General features: G+C 72.7%; 16 protein-coding genes. 11 read left to right on the top strand and 5 right to left on the bottom strand.

What is annotated here, in order from left to right:
- Window positions 1–67: 67 nt before the first annotated feature.
- The 10 genes from ppdK (at window position 68) to KSK32_RS04295 (ending at window position 11,740) form a co-directional block, all read left to right on the top strand.
- Window positions 68–2,776, top strand: coding sequence for a pyruvate, phosphate dikinase (gene ppdK, locus KSK32_RS04340; protein WP_216928688.1), 2,709 nt, complete (start codon window positions 68–70; stop codon window positions 2,774–2,776).
- Between the two features lie 115 nt (window positions 2,777–2,891).
- On the top strand, window positions 2,892–3,245 hold the full coding sequence (locus tag KSK32_RS04335) for a VOC family protein (protein ID WP_216928686.1): 354 nt from the start codon (window positions 2,892–2,894) through the stop codon (window positions 3,243–3,245).
- Between the two features lie 57 nt (window positions 3,246–3,302).
- Complete coding sequence (locus tag KSK32_RS04330; protein ID WP_216928684.1) at window positions 3,303–4,538, top strand: deoxyguanosinetriphosphate triphosphohydrolase; 1,236 nt, start codon at window positions 3,303–3,305, stop codon at window positions 4,536–4,538.
- A gap of 39 nt (window positions 4,539–4,577) precedes the next feature.
- Window positions 4,578–5,414 carry a siderophore-interacting protein gene (locus KSK32_RS04325; RefSeq protein WP_216928682.1) on the top strand — a complete coding sequence of 279 codons (837 nt, stop codon included), beginning with the start codon at window positions 4,578–4,580 and terminating at the stop codon, window positions 5,412–5,414.
- A 57-nt stretch (window positions 5,415–5,471) separates the two neighbouring features.
- Window positions 5,472–7,106, top strand: coding sequence for a BCCT family transporter (locus KSK32_RS04320; protein ID WP_216928680.1), 1,635 nt, complete (start codon window positions 5,472–5,474; stop codon window positions 7,104–7,106).
- A gap of 44 nt (window positions 7,107–7,150) precedes the next feature.
- Entirely contained in the window at window positions 7,151–8,125 is a 975-nt protein-coding gene (locus KSK32_RS04315) for an ABC transporter ATP-binding protein (protein WP_216928678.1), read from the top strand.
- On the top strand, window positions 8,122–8,973 hold the full coding sequence (locus KSK32_RS04310) for an ABC transporter permease (protein ID WP_216928676.1): 852 nt from the start codon (window positions 8,122–8,124) through the stop codon (window positions 8,971–8,973). The genes KSK32_RS04315 and KSK32_RS04310 overlap by 4 nt, the downstream gene beginning before the upstream one ends.
- A gap of 10 nt (window positions 8,974–8,983) precedes the next feature.
- Window positions 8,984–9,229 (top strand): helix-turn-helix transcriptional regulator, encoded by a 246-nt coding sequence (locus tag KSK32_RS04305; protein WP_216928674.1) that lies wholly within the window; start codon window positions 8,984–8,986, stop codon window positions 9,227–9,229.
- A gap of 73 nt (window positions 9,230–9,302) precedes the next feature.
- Window positions 9,303–11,198 carry a DNA primase gene (dnaG, locus tag KSK32_RS04300; RefSeq protein ID WP_216935796.1) on the top strand — a complete coding sequence of 632 codons (1,896 nt, stop codon included), beginning with the start codon at window positions 9,303–9,305 and terminating at the stop codon, window positions 11,196–11,198.
- Window positions 11,198–11,740, top strand: coding sequence for a hypothetical protein (locus KSK32_RS04295; protein WP_216928672.1), 543 nt, complete (start codon window positions 11,198–11,200; stop codon window positions 11,738–11,740). Before dnaG ends, KSK32_RS04295 begins: the two co-directional genes overlap by 1 nt.
- 3 nt (window positions 11,741–11,743) lie before the next feature.
- On the opposite strand, the gene KSK32_RS04290 is transcribed toward KSK32_RS04295, so the two are convergent.
- Together KSK32_RS04290 and KSK32_RS04285 are read right to left on the bottom strand one after the other, a co-directional pair.
- On the bottom strand, window positions 11,744–12,118 hold the full coding sequence (locus KSK32_RS04290) for a type II toxin-antitoxin system VapC family toxin (protein WP_216928669.1): 375 nt from the start codon (window positions 12,116–12,118) through the stop codon (window positions 11,744–11,746).
- Window positions 12,115–12,369: a type II toxin-antitoxin system Phd/YefM family antitoxin gene (locus KSK32_RS04285; protein WP_128138775.1), complete on the bottom strand. Its 255-nt coding sequence runs from the start codon at window positions 12,367–12,369 to the stop codon at window positions 12,115–12,117. Before KSK32_RS04285 ends, KSK32_RS04290 begins: the two co-directional genes overlap by 4 nt.
- A 108-nt stretch (window positions 12,370–12,477) precedes the next feature.
- Here KSK32_RS04285 and KSK32_RS04280 point away from each other — a divergent pair, with 108 nt between their 5' ends.
- Window positions 12,478–13,017 carry a GNAT family N-acetyltransferase gene (locus KSK32_RS04280; RefSeq protein ID WP_216928667.1) on the top strand — a complete coding sequence of 180 codons (540 nt, stop codon included), beginning with the start codon at window positions 12,478–12,480 and terminating at the stop codon, window positions 13,015–13,017.
- Between the two features lie 15 nt (window positions 13,018–13,032).
- Here the strand turns inward: KSK32_RS04280 and KSK32_RS04275 are convergent, their stop codons facing one another.
- The 3 genes from KSK32_RS04275 to KSK32_RS04265 are packed head-to-tail and all read right to left on the bottom strand — an operon-like array spanning window position 13,033 to window position 16,738.
- Window positions 13,033–14,001, bottom strand: coding sequence for a TAXI family TRAP transporter solute-binding subunit (locus KSK32_RS04275; RefSeq protein ID WP_216928665.1), 969 nt, complete (start codon window positions 13,999–14,001; stop codon window positions 13,033–13,035).
- Window positions 13,998–14,390 (bottom strand): roadblock/LC7 domain-containing protein, encoded by a 393-nt coding sequence (locus KSK32_RS04270; RefSeq protein WP_128138772.1) that lies wholly within the window; start codon window positions 14,388–14,390, stop codon window positions 13,998–14,000. Before KSK32_RS04270 ends, KSK32_RS04275 begins: the two co-directional genes overlap by 4 nt.
- Complete coding sequence (locus KSK32_RS04265; RefSeq protein WP_216928663.1) at window positions 14,387–16,738, bottom strand: nitrate- and nitrite sensing domain-containing protein; 2,352 nt, start codon at window positions 16,736–16,738, stop codon at window positions 14,387–14,389. Before KSK32_RS04265 ends, KSK32_RS04270 begins: the two co-directional genes overlap by 4 nt.
- Between the last annotated feature and the right edge of the window lie 7 nt (window positions 16,739–16,745).

The following is a 16,745-nucleotide window of genomic DNA, read 5'->3' as shown; positions in this document are numbered from 1 at the left end:
GGTCACTACCGGGGTATGTCCGAACTGAACCTTCGTTAAGTGTCAATGGCGCGCGTGGGAGGCTCTGGTGGCAGCGCACGATTCGGTCGAGCGGAAGTACGTCTACGACTTCGCCGAGGGCAACAAGGATCTCAAGGATCTGCTCGGCGGCAAGGGGGCCAACCTGGCCGAGATGACGAATCTCGGTCTGCCGGTTCCGCCCGGCTTCACGATCACCACGGAGGCCTGCAAGGCGTACCTGACGACCGGGCGCGAGCCGGACGGACTGGCCGCGCAGATCGAGGCGCACTTGGAGGCCCTGGAGCGCGAGATGGGCCGGCGCCTCGGCGACCCGGACGATCCGCTGCTGGTCTCGGTACGCTCCGGCGCCAAGTTCTCCATGCCGGGCATGATGGAGACCGTCCTCAACGTGGGTCTCAACGACCGTAGCGTGATCGGCCTGAGCAACCAGGCGGGTGGGAACGACAGATTCGCCTGGGACTCGTACCGCCGGCTGATCCAGATGTTCGGCAAGACCGTCTGCGAGGTGCCGGGCGAGGAGTTCGAGCACGCGCTCGACGAGATCAAGCGCGCCAAGGGAACGCACAACGACCTCGACCTGGACGCCGGCGATCTGCGCGGGCTGGTCGACGCGTACAAGCAGATCTTCGCCAAGCACACCGGCCGCGAATTCCCGCAGGAGCCGCGCGAGCAGCTCGACCTCGCCATCCGCGCGGTCTTCGACTCGTGGAACGCGGAGCGGGCGGTGCTCTACCGCCGGCAGGAGCGCATCCCGGCCGACCTGGGCACCGCCGTCAACGTGGTGACGATGGTCTTCGGCAACCTCGGTCCCGACTCCGGTACCGGCGTCGCGTTCACCCGCGACCCGGGCAGCGGGGCACAGGGCATCTACGGCGACTACCTGGCCAACGCCCAGGGCGAGGACGTGGTGGCCGGCATCCGCAACACGGTGCCGTTGCAGGAGCTGGAGCAGCTCGACAAGACCTCCTACGACCAGCTGCTCGGCATCATGGCCCGGCTGGAGGAGCACTACAAGGACCTCTGCGACATCGAGTTCACCATCGAGCGCGGCAAGCTCTGGATGCTCCAGACCCGCGTCGGCAAGCGCACCGCCGCCGCCGCGTTCGTCATCGCCGGGCAGCTCGTCGACGAGGGGCTGATCGACCTCGACGAGGCGCTGCACCGGGTGAACGGCGCGCAGCTCGCCCAGCTGATGTTCCCCCGCTTCCAGCTCGACCACGAGTTCGAGGCGGTGGCCAAGGGCATCGGCGCCTCGCCGGGCGCGGCGTCCGGCAAGGTCGTCTTCACCTCGGCCCGGGCGGTCGAGCTGGCCGCCGAGGGGGAGGCGGTGATCCTGGTCCGCCGGGAGACCAACCCGGACGACCTCAACGGCATGATCGCCGCCCAGGGCATCCTGACCTCCCGGGGCGGCAAGACCAGCCACGCCGCGGTGGTGGCCCGCGGCATGGGCAAGACCTGCGTCTCCGGCGCCGACGAGCTGGACGTGAACGTCCCGGCGAAGAGGTTCACTGTGGGCGACCACGTGGTGAACGAGGGCGACGTCGTCTCGATCGACGGCACCACCGGCAAGGTGTACCTCGGCGAGGTGCCGGTCATGCCGTCCGAGGTGGTGCAGTACTTCGAGGGCGAACTCGACCCGGAGACCACCGACGACGCGCTGGTCCGCGCCGTACACCGGATCATGACGCACGCCGACGCGGCGCGGCGGCTGCGGGTCCGCACGAACGCCGACACCGGGGCGGACGCGGCCCGGGCGCGGCGCTTCGGGGCCGAGGGCATCGGCCTGTGCCGCACCGAGCACATGTTCCTCGGTGACCGCCGCGAGCTGGTCGAGCGGCTCATCCTGGCGCATGGCGAGCGGGAGCGGGAGGACGCGCTCGCCGCGCTGCTGCCGCTGCAGCGGGCCGACTTCATCGAGATCTTCCGGGAGATGGACGGCCTGCCGGTCACCGTGCGGCTGATCGACCCGCCGCTGCACGAGTTCCTGCCCCCGCTGGAACAGCTCGCGGTCAACGTCGCGGTCGCGCAGGAGCGCGGCGAGGACGTCGCGAAGGAGGAGGCGCTGCTCGCCGCCGTGCGGCGGATGCACGAGGAGAACCCGATGCTGGGCCTGCGCGGCGTCCGGCTCGGCCTGGTCATCCCGGGCCTGTTCGCCATGCAGGTCCGCGCGATCGCGGAGGCCGCCGTCGCGGTCGTCCGCGACGGCGGCACGGCCTGCCCGGAGATCATGGTGCCGCTGGTCGGGGCCGTGCAGGAGCTGGAGACGGTACGCGCCGAGGCCGAGCGGATCATCGCCGAGGTGGTCGGGGACAGCGGCGTCGAGGTGCTGATCGGCACGATGATCGAGGTGCCCCGGGCGGCGCTGACCGCCGGGCAGATCGCCGAGGCGGCCGAGTTCTTCTCCTTCGGCACCAACGACCTGACCCAGATGGGCTGGGGCTTCTCCCGCGACGACGTGGAGGGCGCGTTCTTCTGGCGTTACCTGGAGCTGGGCATCTTCGGCATCTCGCCGTTCGAGTCGATCGACACCGACGGCGTCGGCCGGCTGATCCGCATCGCCGCCGAGGAGGGCCGGGCGGCCCGCCCGGGGCTGAAGCTCGGCGTCTGCGGCGAGCACGGCGGCGACCCGGACTCGGTGCACTTCTTCCACTCCGTCGGCCTGGACTACGTCTCCTGCTCGCCGTTCCGGGTGCCGGTGGCCCGGCTGGAGGCCGGCCGGGCGGCCATCACCACCACCGGTCCGGACTCCCGCTGACCGGGGGCGGGGCCGCCGGTGGACACCGGCGGCCCCGCGCCCGCCCGGCGCGCCTTTCCGGCCTCCTCGGCGTAACCTGAGCTTCCGCCACGTGTCGATCAGGAGGGGTGGCCGCATGACCGCCGTCTGGGAGAACCTGACCATCGACGCCCGGGATCCGTCCCGGCTCGCCAGTTGGTGGGCGGAGGCTCTCGGCTACCAGGTGATCACCGACAAGCCGGACGAGGTGGAGATCCGCCGGACCCCCGACACGATGCCCGGTCTCGTCTTCGTCCCGGTCGCCGGGCCGAAGGAGGGGAAGAACCGGCTGCACATCGACCTGCGCCCGGCCGACATGGAGGCCGAGGTGGAGCGCCTGGTCGACATGGGCGCCCGGCACGTCGACATCGGCCAGGGAAACGTGGAGTGGACGGTGCTCGCCGATCCGGAGGGCAACGAGTTCTGCGTTCTGCGGGAGCGCGAGGAGTGAGCCGGTTTTGCGAGCCCCGCAGTCGCGACCTCCGGCCGTTGCGTCAACGCGGCAACGGTGACCGGGGCTGACGACGCGGCGCGGCTGGTCGACGAGGCGCCGAAGGACACCGGGTACGGCCGGTCGCCGTTCGAGCGGGACCGCGCCCGGGTCCTGCACTCGGCGGCGTTCCGCCGGCTCGCCGCGAAGACGCAGGTGCACACCGCCGGGACGAACGACTTCCTGCGTACCCGGCTGACCCACTCGCTGGAGGTCGCGCAGATCGCCCGCGAGATGGGCGCCCGGCTGGGCTGCGACCCGGACGTGGTGGACACCGCCGGGCTGGCCCACGACCTGGGTCACCCGCCGTTCGGGCACAACGGCGAGTACGCCCTGGACGAGCTGGCCGCCCCATGCGGCGGTTTCGAGGGCAACGCGCAGACGCTGCGGGTGCTCACCCGGCTGGAGGCGAAGGTGTTCGCCCCGGACGGGCGCTCGGCCGGGCTGAACCTGACCCGGGCCGCGCTGGACGCGGTCAGCAAGTACCCGTGGCCGCGCCGCCCCGGCGAGCGCAAGTTCGGCGTGTACGCCGACGACCGCCCGGTCTTCGACTGGCTGCGCGCAGGCGCCCCGCCCGGCGCTCGGCGCTGCCTGGAGGCCCAGGTGATGGACTGGGCCGACGACGTGGCGTACTCGGTGCACGACGTCGAGGACGGCATCCACGGCGGGTACGTCGACCTGCGCCCGCTGCTGGCCGACGCGGACGAGCGGCGGGCACTCTGCGCGGACGTGGCCGCCGCCTACTCGGGTGAGGGGCCGGAGGACCTGGGCGAGGTGCTCGCCGACCTGCTGGCCGATCCGGTGCTCGCCCCGCTGGCCGCGTACGACGGCAGTCATCGCGCGCTCGCCGCGTTGAAGGCCACCACGAGCGTGCTCACCGGCCGGTTCGCCGCCGGGGTGGTGGCCGCGACCGAGCAGCGCCACGGTCCCGGTCCGCACCGCCGCTACGACGCCGACCTGGTGGTGCCGCGCCGGATCCGGGCGCAGTGCGCGCTGCTCAAGGGCATCGCGCTGCGGTACGTGATGCGCCGCCCCGGCGCCCAGGACCGGTACGCGCGGCAGCGCGACGTCCTGAGCGGGCTGGTCGCGGCGCTGCTGGAGCGGGCGCCGGACGCGCTCGACCCGGTGTTCGCGCCGCTGTGGCGGGACGCGGGGGACGACGCCACGCGGCTGCGCGTGGTGATCGACCAGGTCGCCTCGCTCACCGATCCGGCCGCGCTGGCCTGGCACGCCCGGCTGGTGTCGCCGAACTGACCGGATCACCCCTGCGGAGCTTAGGCTAGCCTAAGCGGCATGACGGATCGCCCGAAGACGTTCACCGCCGCCACGGTCGTCCGGACCACGCGGCCCACCCCACACCTGGTCCGCCTGGTCCTGGGCGGCGCCGAGCTGGCCGGGCTGCCGGTGGGCGCGTACACCGACCACTACGTGAAGTTCGTCTTCCCGCCGGCCGGGGTGACCTACCCGTACCCGGTCGACCTGGCCACGATCAAGCGGGAGTTCCCGGCGGAGCAGTGGCCGCGCCTGCGCGCGTACACGGTCCGGGCCTGGGACGCCGCGGCCGGTGAGATGACGGTGGACGTGGTGCACCACGGCGACGAGGGTCTGGCCGGGCCGTGGGCGGCGGCGCTGCGTCCCGGCGACCGGGTGTTGTTCGCCGGGCCGGGCGGAGCGTACGCGCCGGACCCGGCTGCCGACTGGCACCTGCTGGCGGGCGACGAGAGCGCGCTGCCGGCCATCGCCGCGGCCCTGGAACGGCTGCCGGCGGGAGCGCCCGCCAAGGTGTACGTCGAGGTGGGCGGCCCGGCCGACGAGCTGCCCCTGACCAGCGCGGGTGAGGTCGAGGTGTGCTGGCTGCACCGCGACGGGCGCCCGTTCGGCGAGCCGCTGGTCGAGGCGGTCCGGGCGCTGGAGTTCCCGCCCGGCCGGGTGCACGCGTTCGTGCACGGGGAGGCCGGCGCGATGAAGGAGCTGCGGCGGCTGCTGCGCGTCGAGCGTGGCGTGCCCCGGGGCGATCTGTCCATCTCCGGCTACTGGCGGCGCGGCATGGACGACGAGGGCTGGCGGTCCACCAAGCCGGCCTGGAACGCCGCGGTGGAGGCCGAGGAGGCAGCCGCCGTCGTGTCCTGACGCGGTTCCTGCGGCATTCCGGCCCGGCGGTGTGCCCGGCCCGCCGACGATGGAGGCATGACGGGACAATCGGGGCGGCGGGCCGTGGCCCAGCGGGTCGACCGGGTGGTGCTCGGCACCGGGGTCGCCGGTGTGCTCGCGGTGGTGCTGTGGGGCGTGTTCGCCCGGGGCTCACTGGCCCGGTTCGGCGAGTCCGGCCTGGCCTGGGCCGTGAGCACGTTCGGCTGGTTCTTCGTGGTCGCGGCCGACGCCTTCCTGGTGCTGGCGGTCGTCGTGGCCGCCTCCCGGTTCGGCCGGATCCGGCTGGGCGCCGACGACGACGGGCCGGAGTTCAACACCCTGGCCTGGGTCGCCATGATGTTCAGCGCCGGCATGGGCATCGGCCTGGTGTTCTTCGCCGTCGCCGAACCGATGCAGCACTACGCCACGCCGCCGCCGGCCTCCGGAGTCGAGCCGCAGACCGGCGCCGCCGCCTCGGCGGCCATGCAGTACACGCTCTTCCACTGGACGCTGCACCCGTGGGGCATCTACGCGATCGCGGCGCTGGCCCTGGCGTACTCGACGTTCCGCAAGGGGCGGGGCAACCGGATCTCGTCCGCGTTCGCGCCGCTGCTCGGGGACCGGACCGAGGGCCCGCTCGGCCGCGGGATCGACCTGCTCGCCGTCTTCGCCACCGTGTTCGGCTCGGCTACCAGTCTCGGGCTGGGCGCGCTCCAGGTGGCGGCCGGCCTCGACCTGGTGGCCGGGGTGCCGGACAGCCGGGCCGTCGAGTTGACGATCATCGGAGCGCTCACGCTCGCCTTCGTCGTGTCCGCCTTCTCCGGACTGCACCGGGGCGTCAAGTGGCTGTCCACCACGAACGTGCTGATCGCCGTCGCGCTGATGCTGTTCGTGTTCGTGGTCGGTCCGACCGTCTACACGCTGGAGGTGCTGCCGGCCTCGGTCGGTGACTATCTGAGCGGCCTGGTGCGCATGTCGACGCGTACCGGGGCGTTCTCCGACCCGGCCTGGCTGGGCTCGTGGACCGTCTTCTACTGGGCGTGGTGGATCTCCTGGGCGCCGTTCGTGGGCACGTTCATCGCCCGCATCTCGCGCGGCCGTACGGTCCGTCAGTTCCTCGTCGGCGTGCTGCTGATACCCAGCGGCGCGAGCACCGTCTGGTTCGCGGTGATGGGCGGGACCGCCCTGCGTACGCAGACCACTGGCACCCGGGATCTGGTGGCGGACGTGGACGCCGGTTCCGAGCAGGCGCTGTTCGGGCTGCTCGACGCGCTGCCCCTGGCCACGCTGACGAGCGTGCTCACCATGGTGCTGATCGCGCTTTACTTCGTCACCAGTGCGGACTCGGCGTCGCTGGTGCTCGGCTCGCTCAGCTCGCGCGGCGCGCTGCGGCCACATCGCGGGGTGGTGGTGCTCTGGGGCGTGCTGATCGGCGCGGTCGCGGCGGCGTTGCTGCTGGCCGGTGGCCTGGCCGCGCTGCAGCAGGCGACCATCCTGGTCGCGTTGCCGTTCGTCGTGGTGATGCTGGGCCTGGCCGTCGCGGTGCTCCGGGAGATGGCCGCCGATCCGATGCTGCGCGCCGGGCCCCGGCCTCGCCGTTCCGGGCTGGCCGCCGCGGTGAACGCGGCCCGGTCGTACGAGGAGGAGGATCCGGCTCCCGTCACGCGCTGGTTCCATCGCCCTCGCCCCTGAGCGGGGGTACCTCATTTTGTAGTAGGGATGCTACATTCCGGGGCATGACTGCGGTCGAACTGCCGGGGGCCGTCGCGTCCCCCCGACCTCCCGGCGAGGATCTCGTCCTCGACGTACGGGATCTGCGCATGCGCTACGGCGCCGTCAACGTGCTGCACGGCGTCGACCTGACCGCCCGGCGGGGCGAGGTGGTGGCACTGCTCGGGCCCAACGGCGCGGGTAAGACCACCACCATCGAGATCCTCGAAGGCTTCCGGCTGCCCTCGGCAGGCACGGTGCGCGTGCTCGGCACCGACCCGGCCCGGGGCGACGAGCGGTGGCGCGCGCGGCTGGGCGTGGTGCTCCAGTCCTGGCGCGACCACGGCAAGTGGCGGGTGCGGGAGCTGCTCGGCCACCTCGGCGACTTCTACGCGCCGTACGCCACCGACCGGATCCCGCGCCCCTGGCCGGTCGACGAGCTGCTGGAGACGGTGGGCCTGGGCGCGCACGCCGGCAGCCGAGTGGCCCGGCTCTCCGGTGGTCAGCGCCGCCGGCTCGACGTCGCGGTCGGCATCGTCGGCCGGCCGGAACTGCTGTTCCTGGACGAGCCCACAGTCGGGTTCGACCCGGCCGCCCGGCGCGAGTTCCACGAGCTGGTGCACCGGCTGGCCGACCTGGACGAGACCACGATCGTGCTGACCACGCACGACCTGGCCGAGGCGGAGAAGCTGGCCGACCGCATCCTCATCCTGGCCGGCGGCCGGATCATCGCCGAGGGGTCGCCGGACCAGCTCGCCCGGCGCGTCGCGGGGGACGCCGAGGTGCGCTGGACCCGGGACGGCGAGCGGTACGTGCACGCCACCGCCGACGCGACCGCGTTCCTGCGCGACCTGCTCCGCGAGCACGGCGACCGGGTCCGCGAGCTGGAGGTGCGCCGGGCCACCCTGGAGGACGCGTACCTGGCGCTGGTGCACGAGGAGGAGACCGGCATCCGTACCGGCCGGGCCGGGCGGGTGTGGCAGCAGGAGGCGAACGGATGAACCCGACCACCAACGCGCTGCGGGCCGGGCTGCGGCGCGGCGCGATCGAGCTGCGCGCCACGTTCACCAACGGCCAGGATCTCTGGACCTACTTCTTCCCCACCGTGGTGCTGCTGGTCGCCGTGTTCTGGATGCGCGGCTCGACGGTGCCCGGCACCGACTTCTCGCTCGGCGCCCGTACGCTGCCCAGCGCGCTCGGCATGGGCCTGCTCTTCGGCGGCCTGCTCGGGCTGGCCAACCAGCTCGTCATCGACCGGGAGGACGGCACGCTGCTACGCGCCAAGGCGATCCCGGACGGCATGCTCGGTTACCTGGTCGGCAAGATCGTGCTGGTCTCGGCGGTCGCGCTGATCGGCGTGGTCATCCAGCTCACGCCCGGTCTGTTCTTCCTCGACGGCCTGCGGCTCGGCGACCCCGGCGCCTGGCTCACACTGGCCTGGGTGGTGCCGCTCGGGCTGGTGGCGACGCTGCCGCTGGGCGCGGTGATCGGCTCGCTGGTGGAGAACCCGCGCAACATGGGCCTGGTGGTGATGCCGATCTTCGGTCTCATCGCGCTGTCCGGCATCTTCTACCCGATCAACGGCCTGCCCGGCTGGCTCCAGGGCGTCGCCCAGGTCTTCCCGCTCTACTGGCTAGGCTTGGGCATGCGCTCGGCGCTGCTCCCGGGCGACCTGGCGGCTGTCGAACTCGGCGGCTCCTGGCGGCACCTGGAGACGGTCGGCGTGCTCGGCGCCTGGGCGGTGCTCGGGCTGGTGCTGGCCCCGGTGGTGCTGCGCCGGATGGCCCGCCGGGAGTCCGGCTCACGGGTCGCGGCCCGGCGGGAGCGGGCCATGCAGCGGGTCGGATGAGAGGGCGTCGATGAGCGAGACCGTGCACAACCGCATCGCGGTGCTGCGCGCCGAACGGGGCATCTCCCGGCGGCACCTGGCCGACGCGCTCGGTGTGCACTACCAGACCGTCGGTTACCTGGAGCGCGGCGAGTTCCGGCCCAGCCTGCACCTGGCGCTGCGCATCGCCGCGTACTTCGAGGTGCCGGTCGAGGTGGTCTTCTCCATCGAGCCGTTCCCGCGCATCGGCGATCCCGCGACGGCCCGCTCGGCCTGAGCCGGCGGGGACGGGCGTGGCCGGCCACACGCCCGTCCCCCCGGCCGCCGGAACGTCGGTCCGGCAGGGCAGGATGTACGCCGAGGGGGTGGCGGTCATGGCGGGGCGGATCCGGGACGAGGACATCGCGCTGGTCCGCGAGCGCACCGCCATCGCGGACGTCATCTCCGAGGTGGTGACGCTCAAGTCGGCCGGGGGCGGCAACCTCAAGGGGCTCTGCCCGTTCCACGACGAGAAGAGCCCGTCGTTCAACGTCTCGCCCGCCCGCAACGTGTTCTACTGCTTCGGCTGCGGCGTCGGCGGCGACGCGATCAAGTTCCTGATGGACGCCGAGCACCTCAGCTTCGTCGAGTCCGTCGAGCGGCTCGCCGCCCGCGCCGGCATCCAGTTGCGCTACGTCGAGGACGACCGGTCCGCGCCGCGTACCCGCCCGCAGCAGGGGCAGCGGCAGCGTCTGGTGGCCGCGCACGCCGCCGCCGTCGACTTCTACCGGGCTCAGCTCACCACCGCGGGCGCCCGCCCGGCCCGGGAGTTCCTCGCCGGGCGCGGTTTCGACCGGGCCGCCGCCGAGCGGTACGGCTGCGGCTTCGCCCCCGACGGGTGGGATCTGCTCACCAAGCACCTGCGCCAGCAGGGTTTCACCCACGACGAACTGGTGACCGCCGGCCTGTCCCGCCCGGCCCGGTCCGGCTCGCTGATCGACCGGTTCCGCCGCCGCCTGATGTGGCCGATCCGGGACATCACCGGCGACGTGATCGGCTTCGGCGCCCGCAAGCTCTTCGACGACGACGACGGCCCGAAATACCTGAACACCCCCGAGACGCCGATCTACAAGAAGTCGCACGTGCTCTACGGCATCGACCAGGCCAAGCGGGAGATCGCCAAGCAGGGCAAGGTGGTGGTGGTCGAGGGCTACACCGACGTGATGGCCTGCCACCTGGCCGACGTACCGACAGCGGTGGCGACCTGCGGCACCGCGTTCGGCGGCGACCACATCTCGGTGCTGCGCCGGGTGCTGTTCGACAGCGACGAGCGGGCCGGGGAGATCATCTTCACCTTCGACGGCGACGCGGCCGGTCAGAAGGCCGCGCTGCGCGCCTTCGAGGACGACCAGCGCTTCGTCGGGCGTACCTTCATCGCGGTCAGCCCCGACAACATGGACCCGTGCGACCTGCGCCTGGCCAAGGGCGACCTGGCCGTGCGCGACCTGGTGGCCCGCCGCGAGCCGCTCGTCGACTTCGCCCTCCGGCACATTGTGAGTCGTTACGACCTGGACACCGTTGATGGGCGTATCGAAGCTATGCATCGTGCCGCTCCCCTCGTTGCCATGATTAAGGACCGCGAGAAGAGAGAAGGCTACGGCCGTAGGCTCGCTGAAGACCTACTAGGCATGGAGATCGATGTGGTGCAGCGCGCTGTGCGTGCTGCAAGCTCTCCGACTGCCGCCAAGGGCTCAACGCCCGTTGCCAAGTCAACTGCAACTGGCCCTGTTGTTGACAGCCCTCAGGCTAGAGTGGAGCGTGAGGCGTTGAAACTCGCACTTCAGGAGCCCGCCCTGGCTGGGCCGATGTTCGACGCGGTAGAGGCATCCGAGTATCGCGACCCCATTCATTCCTCAGTGCGCACCGCAATTGCGGCAGCTGGCGGCGCCTCCTCTGCGGCGAGCGGCGCCGTATGGATCGAGAAGGTCCGGGACTTGTGTGAGGATCTGGCGGGACAAGCCCTCGTGAGCGAACTTTCGGTCGAACCGCTTCGTTTGGATGGTCCACCGGACCCTCGTTACGTAGCAATCCAGCTCGCACGCCTGCAGCGTGGATCAGTCACCGCCCGAATCCGGGAGGTCAAGTCGAAGCTCCAACGTGTCAACCCGGTCAATAACAAGGACGAGTACTTCGCGTTGTTCGGAGAGCTGCTATCGCTTGAGCAACATGCGCGTGCGCTCGGCCAGCAAGCTGCCGGAGAGCTGTGATGGGTCTGTTCAACCGCCGGCCGAAACTGCCCTCGGCCGACCGGCCGCCGCTGGCCGCCGACGAGCGGGTGCTCGCCTGGGCCGCCGCCGGCACCGGTGAGGGCGGCAACGACGGCGTACTGGTCGCCAGCAACCGGGGGCTCTGGCTGCCCGGCCGCGTCGACCGCCTCGGCTGGCACGACATCCTCAAGGCGGTCTGGTCCGGCCGCGAACTCACGGTCACCCCGGCTGAGCCGGTCGCCGAGCACGACGGCTACCTGGTGGTCGCGGACGGGCTCCCCGAGACGTACCTGCTCGTCGACCCGGGAGACCTGCCGCACCAGGTCCGGGCCCGGGTCACCGGCTCGGTGGCGTACACCTCGCACCACGAGGTGCCCGGCGGCTCCGGGCGGATCGCGGCCCGGCGGGTGTCGGGCGTCGACGGTCTGACCTGGACGGTCCGCTACGACCCGGGGACGCCTGCCGACGACGAGGACGTGGCCGCTGAGACCGCCCGGCTGGTGGCGGCGGCGCGGGCCGCCACCGCCCCCGCCGACGCCTGAGGCCTACACCTTGAGGACGTCTACCTCGTAGAGCGGGATGGAGGCGTCGCGCGTGGCCAGGGTCAGGTCCTCCGTGATCGCCTGCGCCACCAGCATCCGGTCGAACGGATCACGGTGATGCGGCGGCAGGCGGCCCGCGGTGATGGCGTGGTCGTGGGTCACCGGGAGTTCGCGGAAACCCATGTCGCGCACCCGTTCGGCCAGGTCGGGCGGGCCGGAGAGCTTCCCCGCCTGCTGCTTGATGGTGATCTCCCAGAGGCTGACCGGGGAGAGGAAGACATCGGGGTCGTGGCGTAGCCGGTCGAGGAACTCGACACCGAGGGTGGCGTCGCCGGTGATGGCCCAGAGCGCGATGTGGGTGTCCAGCAGCAGGGTCATGCGCCGATTCCGAAGTCGGCGGCGATCTCGGCGTTGGTCTGTGGCGAATCCCAGTCGCCCGAGAGGTCGACCTGCCCCGCGAGGGAGCCGATCGCTGTGCGGTCGGTCCGGCGCACCAGCGGTACGACCTTCGCCACGGGGGTGCCCGCCCGGTCGATGATGATTTCTTCGCCGCGCTCCACCCGCTCGATGATGCGCGACAGGTGGGTCTTGGCGTCATGCATGTTGTAGTGCGCAGCCTCAGCGGACACAGCGCGACCTCCTCGGTTAGCTAAGTACTTAGTTTAGGCATGTGGGACGCCCGGCGGCGGCCGGATAATCCGGTCGAGTGGCTCGGGACCGGCTGTTAGCGTCGCGGGATGTTCGCCACCGACCGGGTCCGCCTGCGCCCGCCCACCCCAGACGACGCGCCGGACCTGTTCCGCTTGAACGCCGATCCGGAACTGCACCTGGTCACCGACGACGAGCCGTTCCTGCCGCACCACGTGGGCCAGGTCCGGGCCCGGCTGGAAAAGCGCGCCGCCGAGCAGCCGGCGGCCGACGCCGCGGTGTCGCTGCTGGCCGAGACCGTCGCCGACGGCACGTTCCTCGGCACCGGCGTGCTGTGGGGGATCAACACCTTCAACGGGTACGCCCACCTCGGCATCACGCTGCTGCCGGAGGCGCGCGGCCAGGGGCACGGGACCGAGGTGATCCGGCTGCTCTGCCGGTACGGCTTCCGCAACCGCAACCTGCGCCGGCTGGAGATCGAGACGCTCGCCGGCAACACGGCCATGCGGCGTACCGCCGAGCGATGCGGGTTCGTCCACGAGGGCACCCAGCGGGACCGCGAGTACGACGGCGACGGCTTCACGGACCTGGCGATCTACGGCCTGCTGCGGCGCGACTGGACGCCGTAGCAGGCGGTCCCGCGCTCAGCCGGTGCGGTAGAACCGCTGCGCGCCAGGGTGCAGCGGGATCGGCCGGGTCGCCGCGGCGCTCGACCGGTTGAAGTTCGCCGCCTCCGGGTGCACCTGGATCAGCTCGCCCTGCCAGGTGAACAGCACCCGGGTCAGGTCGTACGCGAGCTGCTCCGGCATGTCCGCGGCCACCAGGATCACGTTCGCCACGGTGATGGTCGGCGTCGGCTCGGACGTGCCGTAGGCCTCCTTCGGCAGCGTCGCGGTGGTGTAGACCGCGCCGAACCGGGCGCTCAACGGTTCGATCAGCTCGTCGAGCGGCAGCAGTCGGAACGCGCCGGGTGCGGAGGAGAGCAGGTCCTTGACGCCGGGTGTGGGCAGGCCGCCGGAGAAGAACATCGCGTCCAGGCCCTTGGCGCGCATCCGCTTGACCGTCTCCGGCAGCGACAGGTTGAACCGCTGGATGTCCCGGTCCGGGTCGATGCCACCGGCGGTGAGCAGGCGCCCGGCGATGATGTCGGTGCCGGACTTCGGCGAGCCGGTGGAGATGCGCTTGCCGCGCAGGTCGGCGAAGCTGCCGATCTTGCCGTCGGCGCGGACGATCACGTGCGTGTAGTTGCTGTAGACCCGGGCCAGGGCCTGTACCGGCTGCGGCTGCTTGTCGAACGCGCCGCGCCCGTCGACCGCGTCCGCCGCCGTGTCGGCCAGGCTGAACGCGATCTCCATGTCCCCGCTCGCCACTCGGGTGATGTTCTCCACCGACGCGCCCGTCGGCTCCGCCCGCGCCTCGTACCCGGGCAAATGGCGGGTGATCAGGTCGGCGTACCCGCCGCCGAGCTGGTAGTAGACGCCTGTGGTGTTGCCGGTGGCCAGGAAGATCCGCCCGCCGTGCCACGCCTCCGGGGTGGAGTCCTCGGCCGCGCAACCGACCACCAGCACCGCCGTCATCAGCGCGGCCAGCAGCCGCAGCGGGCGGCCGGTCACCGCCGGACCGCCGGTTCCAGCGCCTCCGCCACCCGCTGCACCAGCGTCGCCGTCTCGTAGCCGATCTGACCCAGGTCGCAGCCGGGCGCGGCCAGCACGCCGAGCAGCGCCCGCTCACCCACCGCCATCACCAGCATGACCCCGCCGTCCATGTCCACGATCTGCTGGCGTACCCGGCCGGCGGACATCAGCCGGGCCGCGCCCACGGTCAGGCTCGCCAGCCCGCTGATCACGGCGGCGAGCTGGTCGACCTGGTCGGGGGAGAGGTCCGGCGAGGACGCCAGCCGTAACCCGTCCTCGGAGACCGCGAGCGCGTGCGAGACGTCCGGCACCTGCTCGGCGAAATTCGCCAGCAGCCAGTCCAGGCCGGTGGAGGACGGTGAGGTCATGGTCTTCTCCCGTGGGGTGTGGTGGTCGGGGCACGGCGGGTCGCGCTGGCCACCCCCTCGGCGAGGGCGGACAGCCGGGCACGTACCACTTCGGGGTCGAGCAGGTCGGTCGCCGGCGGCGGCGCGGTGGCGTCCGGCACCGGCTCGGGCAGGTGGCCGCCCACCTGCCGCCGGGGCAGCCCGGCGGCGGTGGTCGGGACGGGCGCCGGCGACACGCTCACCGGCCGGATCCGCGCCGCGCTCGGCGCCGGCAACGCGCCTCCGGGCGTGCGGACGGCGGCCACGCCGCGTACCGGGCCGACGGTCGTGGCGCTGGTGACGAGGCTGCGGGCGCCGGCCGCCGGCCGTGTGGCGGGCCCGGACTTGAACCAGGCCGCCGCGCGCGGTCGCCGCTCGGCGGCCGGCCGGGACGGCACCGACTCGACCCGGGTCAGCACCGACTCCGGTACGTCGACCTGTGCCACGGTGCCGATGCCGGGGTTGTGCAGCTGCACCCGGATCCCGTGCCGGGCGGCCAGGTGGGCCACCACGTGCAGGCCCATGCTGCCCGCCGCGGCGCTGGACAGCGTGGCCGGCGCGTCCAGCCTTTCGTTGATCTCGGCCAGCCGGCTCTCGCTGACGCCGATGCCCTGGTCGTGGACGCGCAGCACCAGCCCGTCGACGGTGCGCCGCCCGTCGACGAGCACCCGGGCCTCCGGTGGCGAGTAGACGGTGGCGTTCTCCAGCAGCTCGGCCAGCAGGTGCACCAGGTTGCCGGCCGCCGCGCCGTGCACCGCCGCGGTCGGCACGTCGATCTCCACCCGCGGGTAGTCCTCGATCTCGGAGGCCGCCGCCCGGACCACGTCGTCCAGCAGCAACGCGCCCTCGTGCCCCCGGCCGGGTTCGCCACCGGCGAGCACCAGCAGGTTCTCCCCGTTGCGGCGCAACCGGGCGGCGAGGTGGTCCAGGGCGAACAGCCGGGCCAGCGCGTCCGGGTCGGTCTCCTCGCGCTCGAAGTCGTCAAGCAGCCGCAGCTGCCGGGTGATGAGCGTCCGGATCCGCCGGGCCAGCGCCTCCGCCATCCGGGTCACGTCCAGCCGCAACTCGGCCTGCTGCCCGGCCAGCCGCAACGCGGCCCGGTTCACCGTGTCGAACGCCTCGGCGACCTGCGCCACCTCGTCCCGGCCGCGCCGGATCCCGTCGGTCATCCGGGTCGCCGGGCCCTCCGCCGGGGTCCGCTCGCCCGCCGCGATCGCGGTGATCCGCTCCGGCAGCTCACGGTTCGCCATGGTGAGCGCGGCCACCCGCAGCCGGCGCAACCGGCGGCTGGTGCGTACCGCCAGCAGCACGGCGGTGACGAGCGAGCCGAGCGCGACGGTGCTCGTCGCGCCCGCGGTGAGCACCGCACGCAGCCGGGCCGCCCCGGCCAGGTCCGCCGCGTCCCGGTCCAGCCCGTCGGACAGGTTCCGGCCGAGCAGGTTGTACCGGCGGATCGCGCCGCTCTGCGCCACGTACCAGGCGTCCCCGTCGGTCTTCAGCGCGTCCGGCGTGCCGTCGGTGTCGAGCACGGTGTCGCGCATCCGCCGGGCCGCGAGCACGTCCGTGCCGTCGATCAGCCGGTACCAGGCCTTGTTCGCCGGTCCGGAGGCGATCCGCAGGAACTCCGCCTGCCGTTGCTCCCGGGCGCCCCGCAGCCGGCCGAGCCGGGCCAGCTCGCCGGGCTCCAGCCCGCCCCGGACGAACACCGCCCGCAGCAGGTCGCGTTCCAGCGCGGACAGGTGCTCCTGCGCGGCCACCGCTGCGACCTCGCGCGCCTGGTTGGCCAGGTCCGCGTCGCGGAGCTGGCTGGGCAGCGCGTCCGCGACGGCGAGCAGGGACTCCACGAGCGACACGTACGCCGGGTCGGCACCCTCGCCGGTCACGGCCAGTTCCCGGGTGGGCGTGAGCTTGTCGAGGCGCCGGCTCGCATCGTTGAGCACGGGCTTGAGGTCGGGGGCCGCCCGGCGGGCGTCGTCCTGCGCCGAGCGGTAGCGCTCGACAGCCGTGTCGACCCGGCGCCGCTGCGCGTCCACCAGCGGGCGGCCGGCGGTGCCGCCGCGCTGGCGCAACGCGGCCGTCTCGCCCAGTTCGCGTTCCAGCTCGTGCACCAGACGTACGGTCGCGGTGGCGGTGCCCGCCAGCACGCGGGCCCGGTCGGCGTCGGCGGACGCGTCGAGCGCGGCGCCGGTCTGCGCCGCCCCCAGCACGACCAGGCCGGCGGTGGCGACCAGGATCGGCGCCAGCAGTTGGACGCGCACCGAGCGGAGGCGTCCGGCGCGGTCCGCGGAGCGGTGATGCCGGCGTACGCGGGCCGGGTGGGGCAGCGGCACGGGGGTC

It is taken from the genome of Micromonospora sp. WMMB482, from assembly GCF_019038635.1.
GTDB classification, from domain to species: Bacteria; Actinomycetota; Actinomycetes; order Mycobacteriales; family Micromonosporaceae; genus Micromonospora; species Micromonospora marina.
This window is presented reverse-complemented; position numbering and strand designations above follow the sequence as displayed.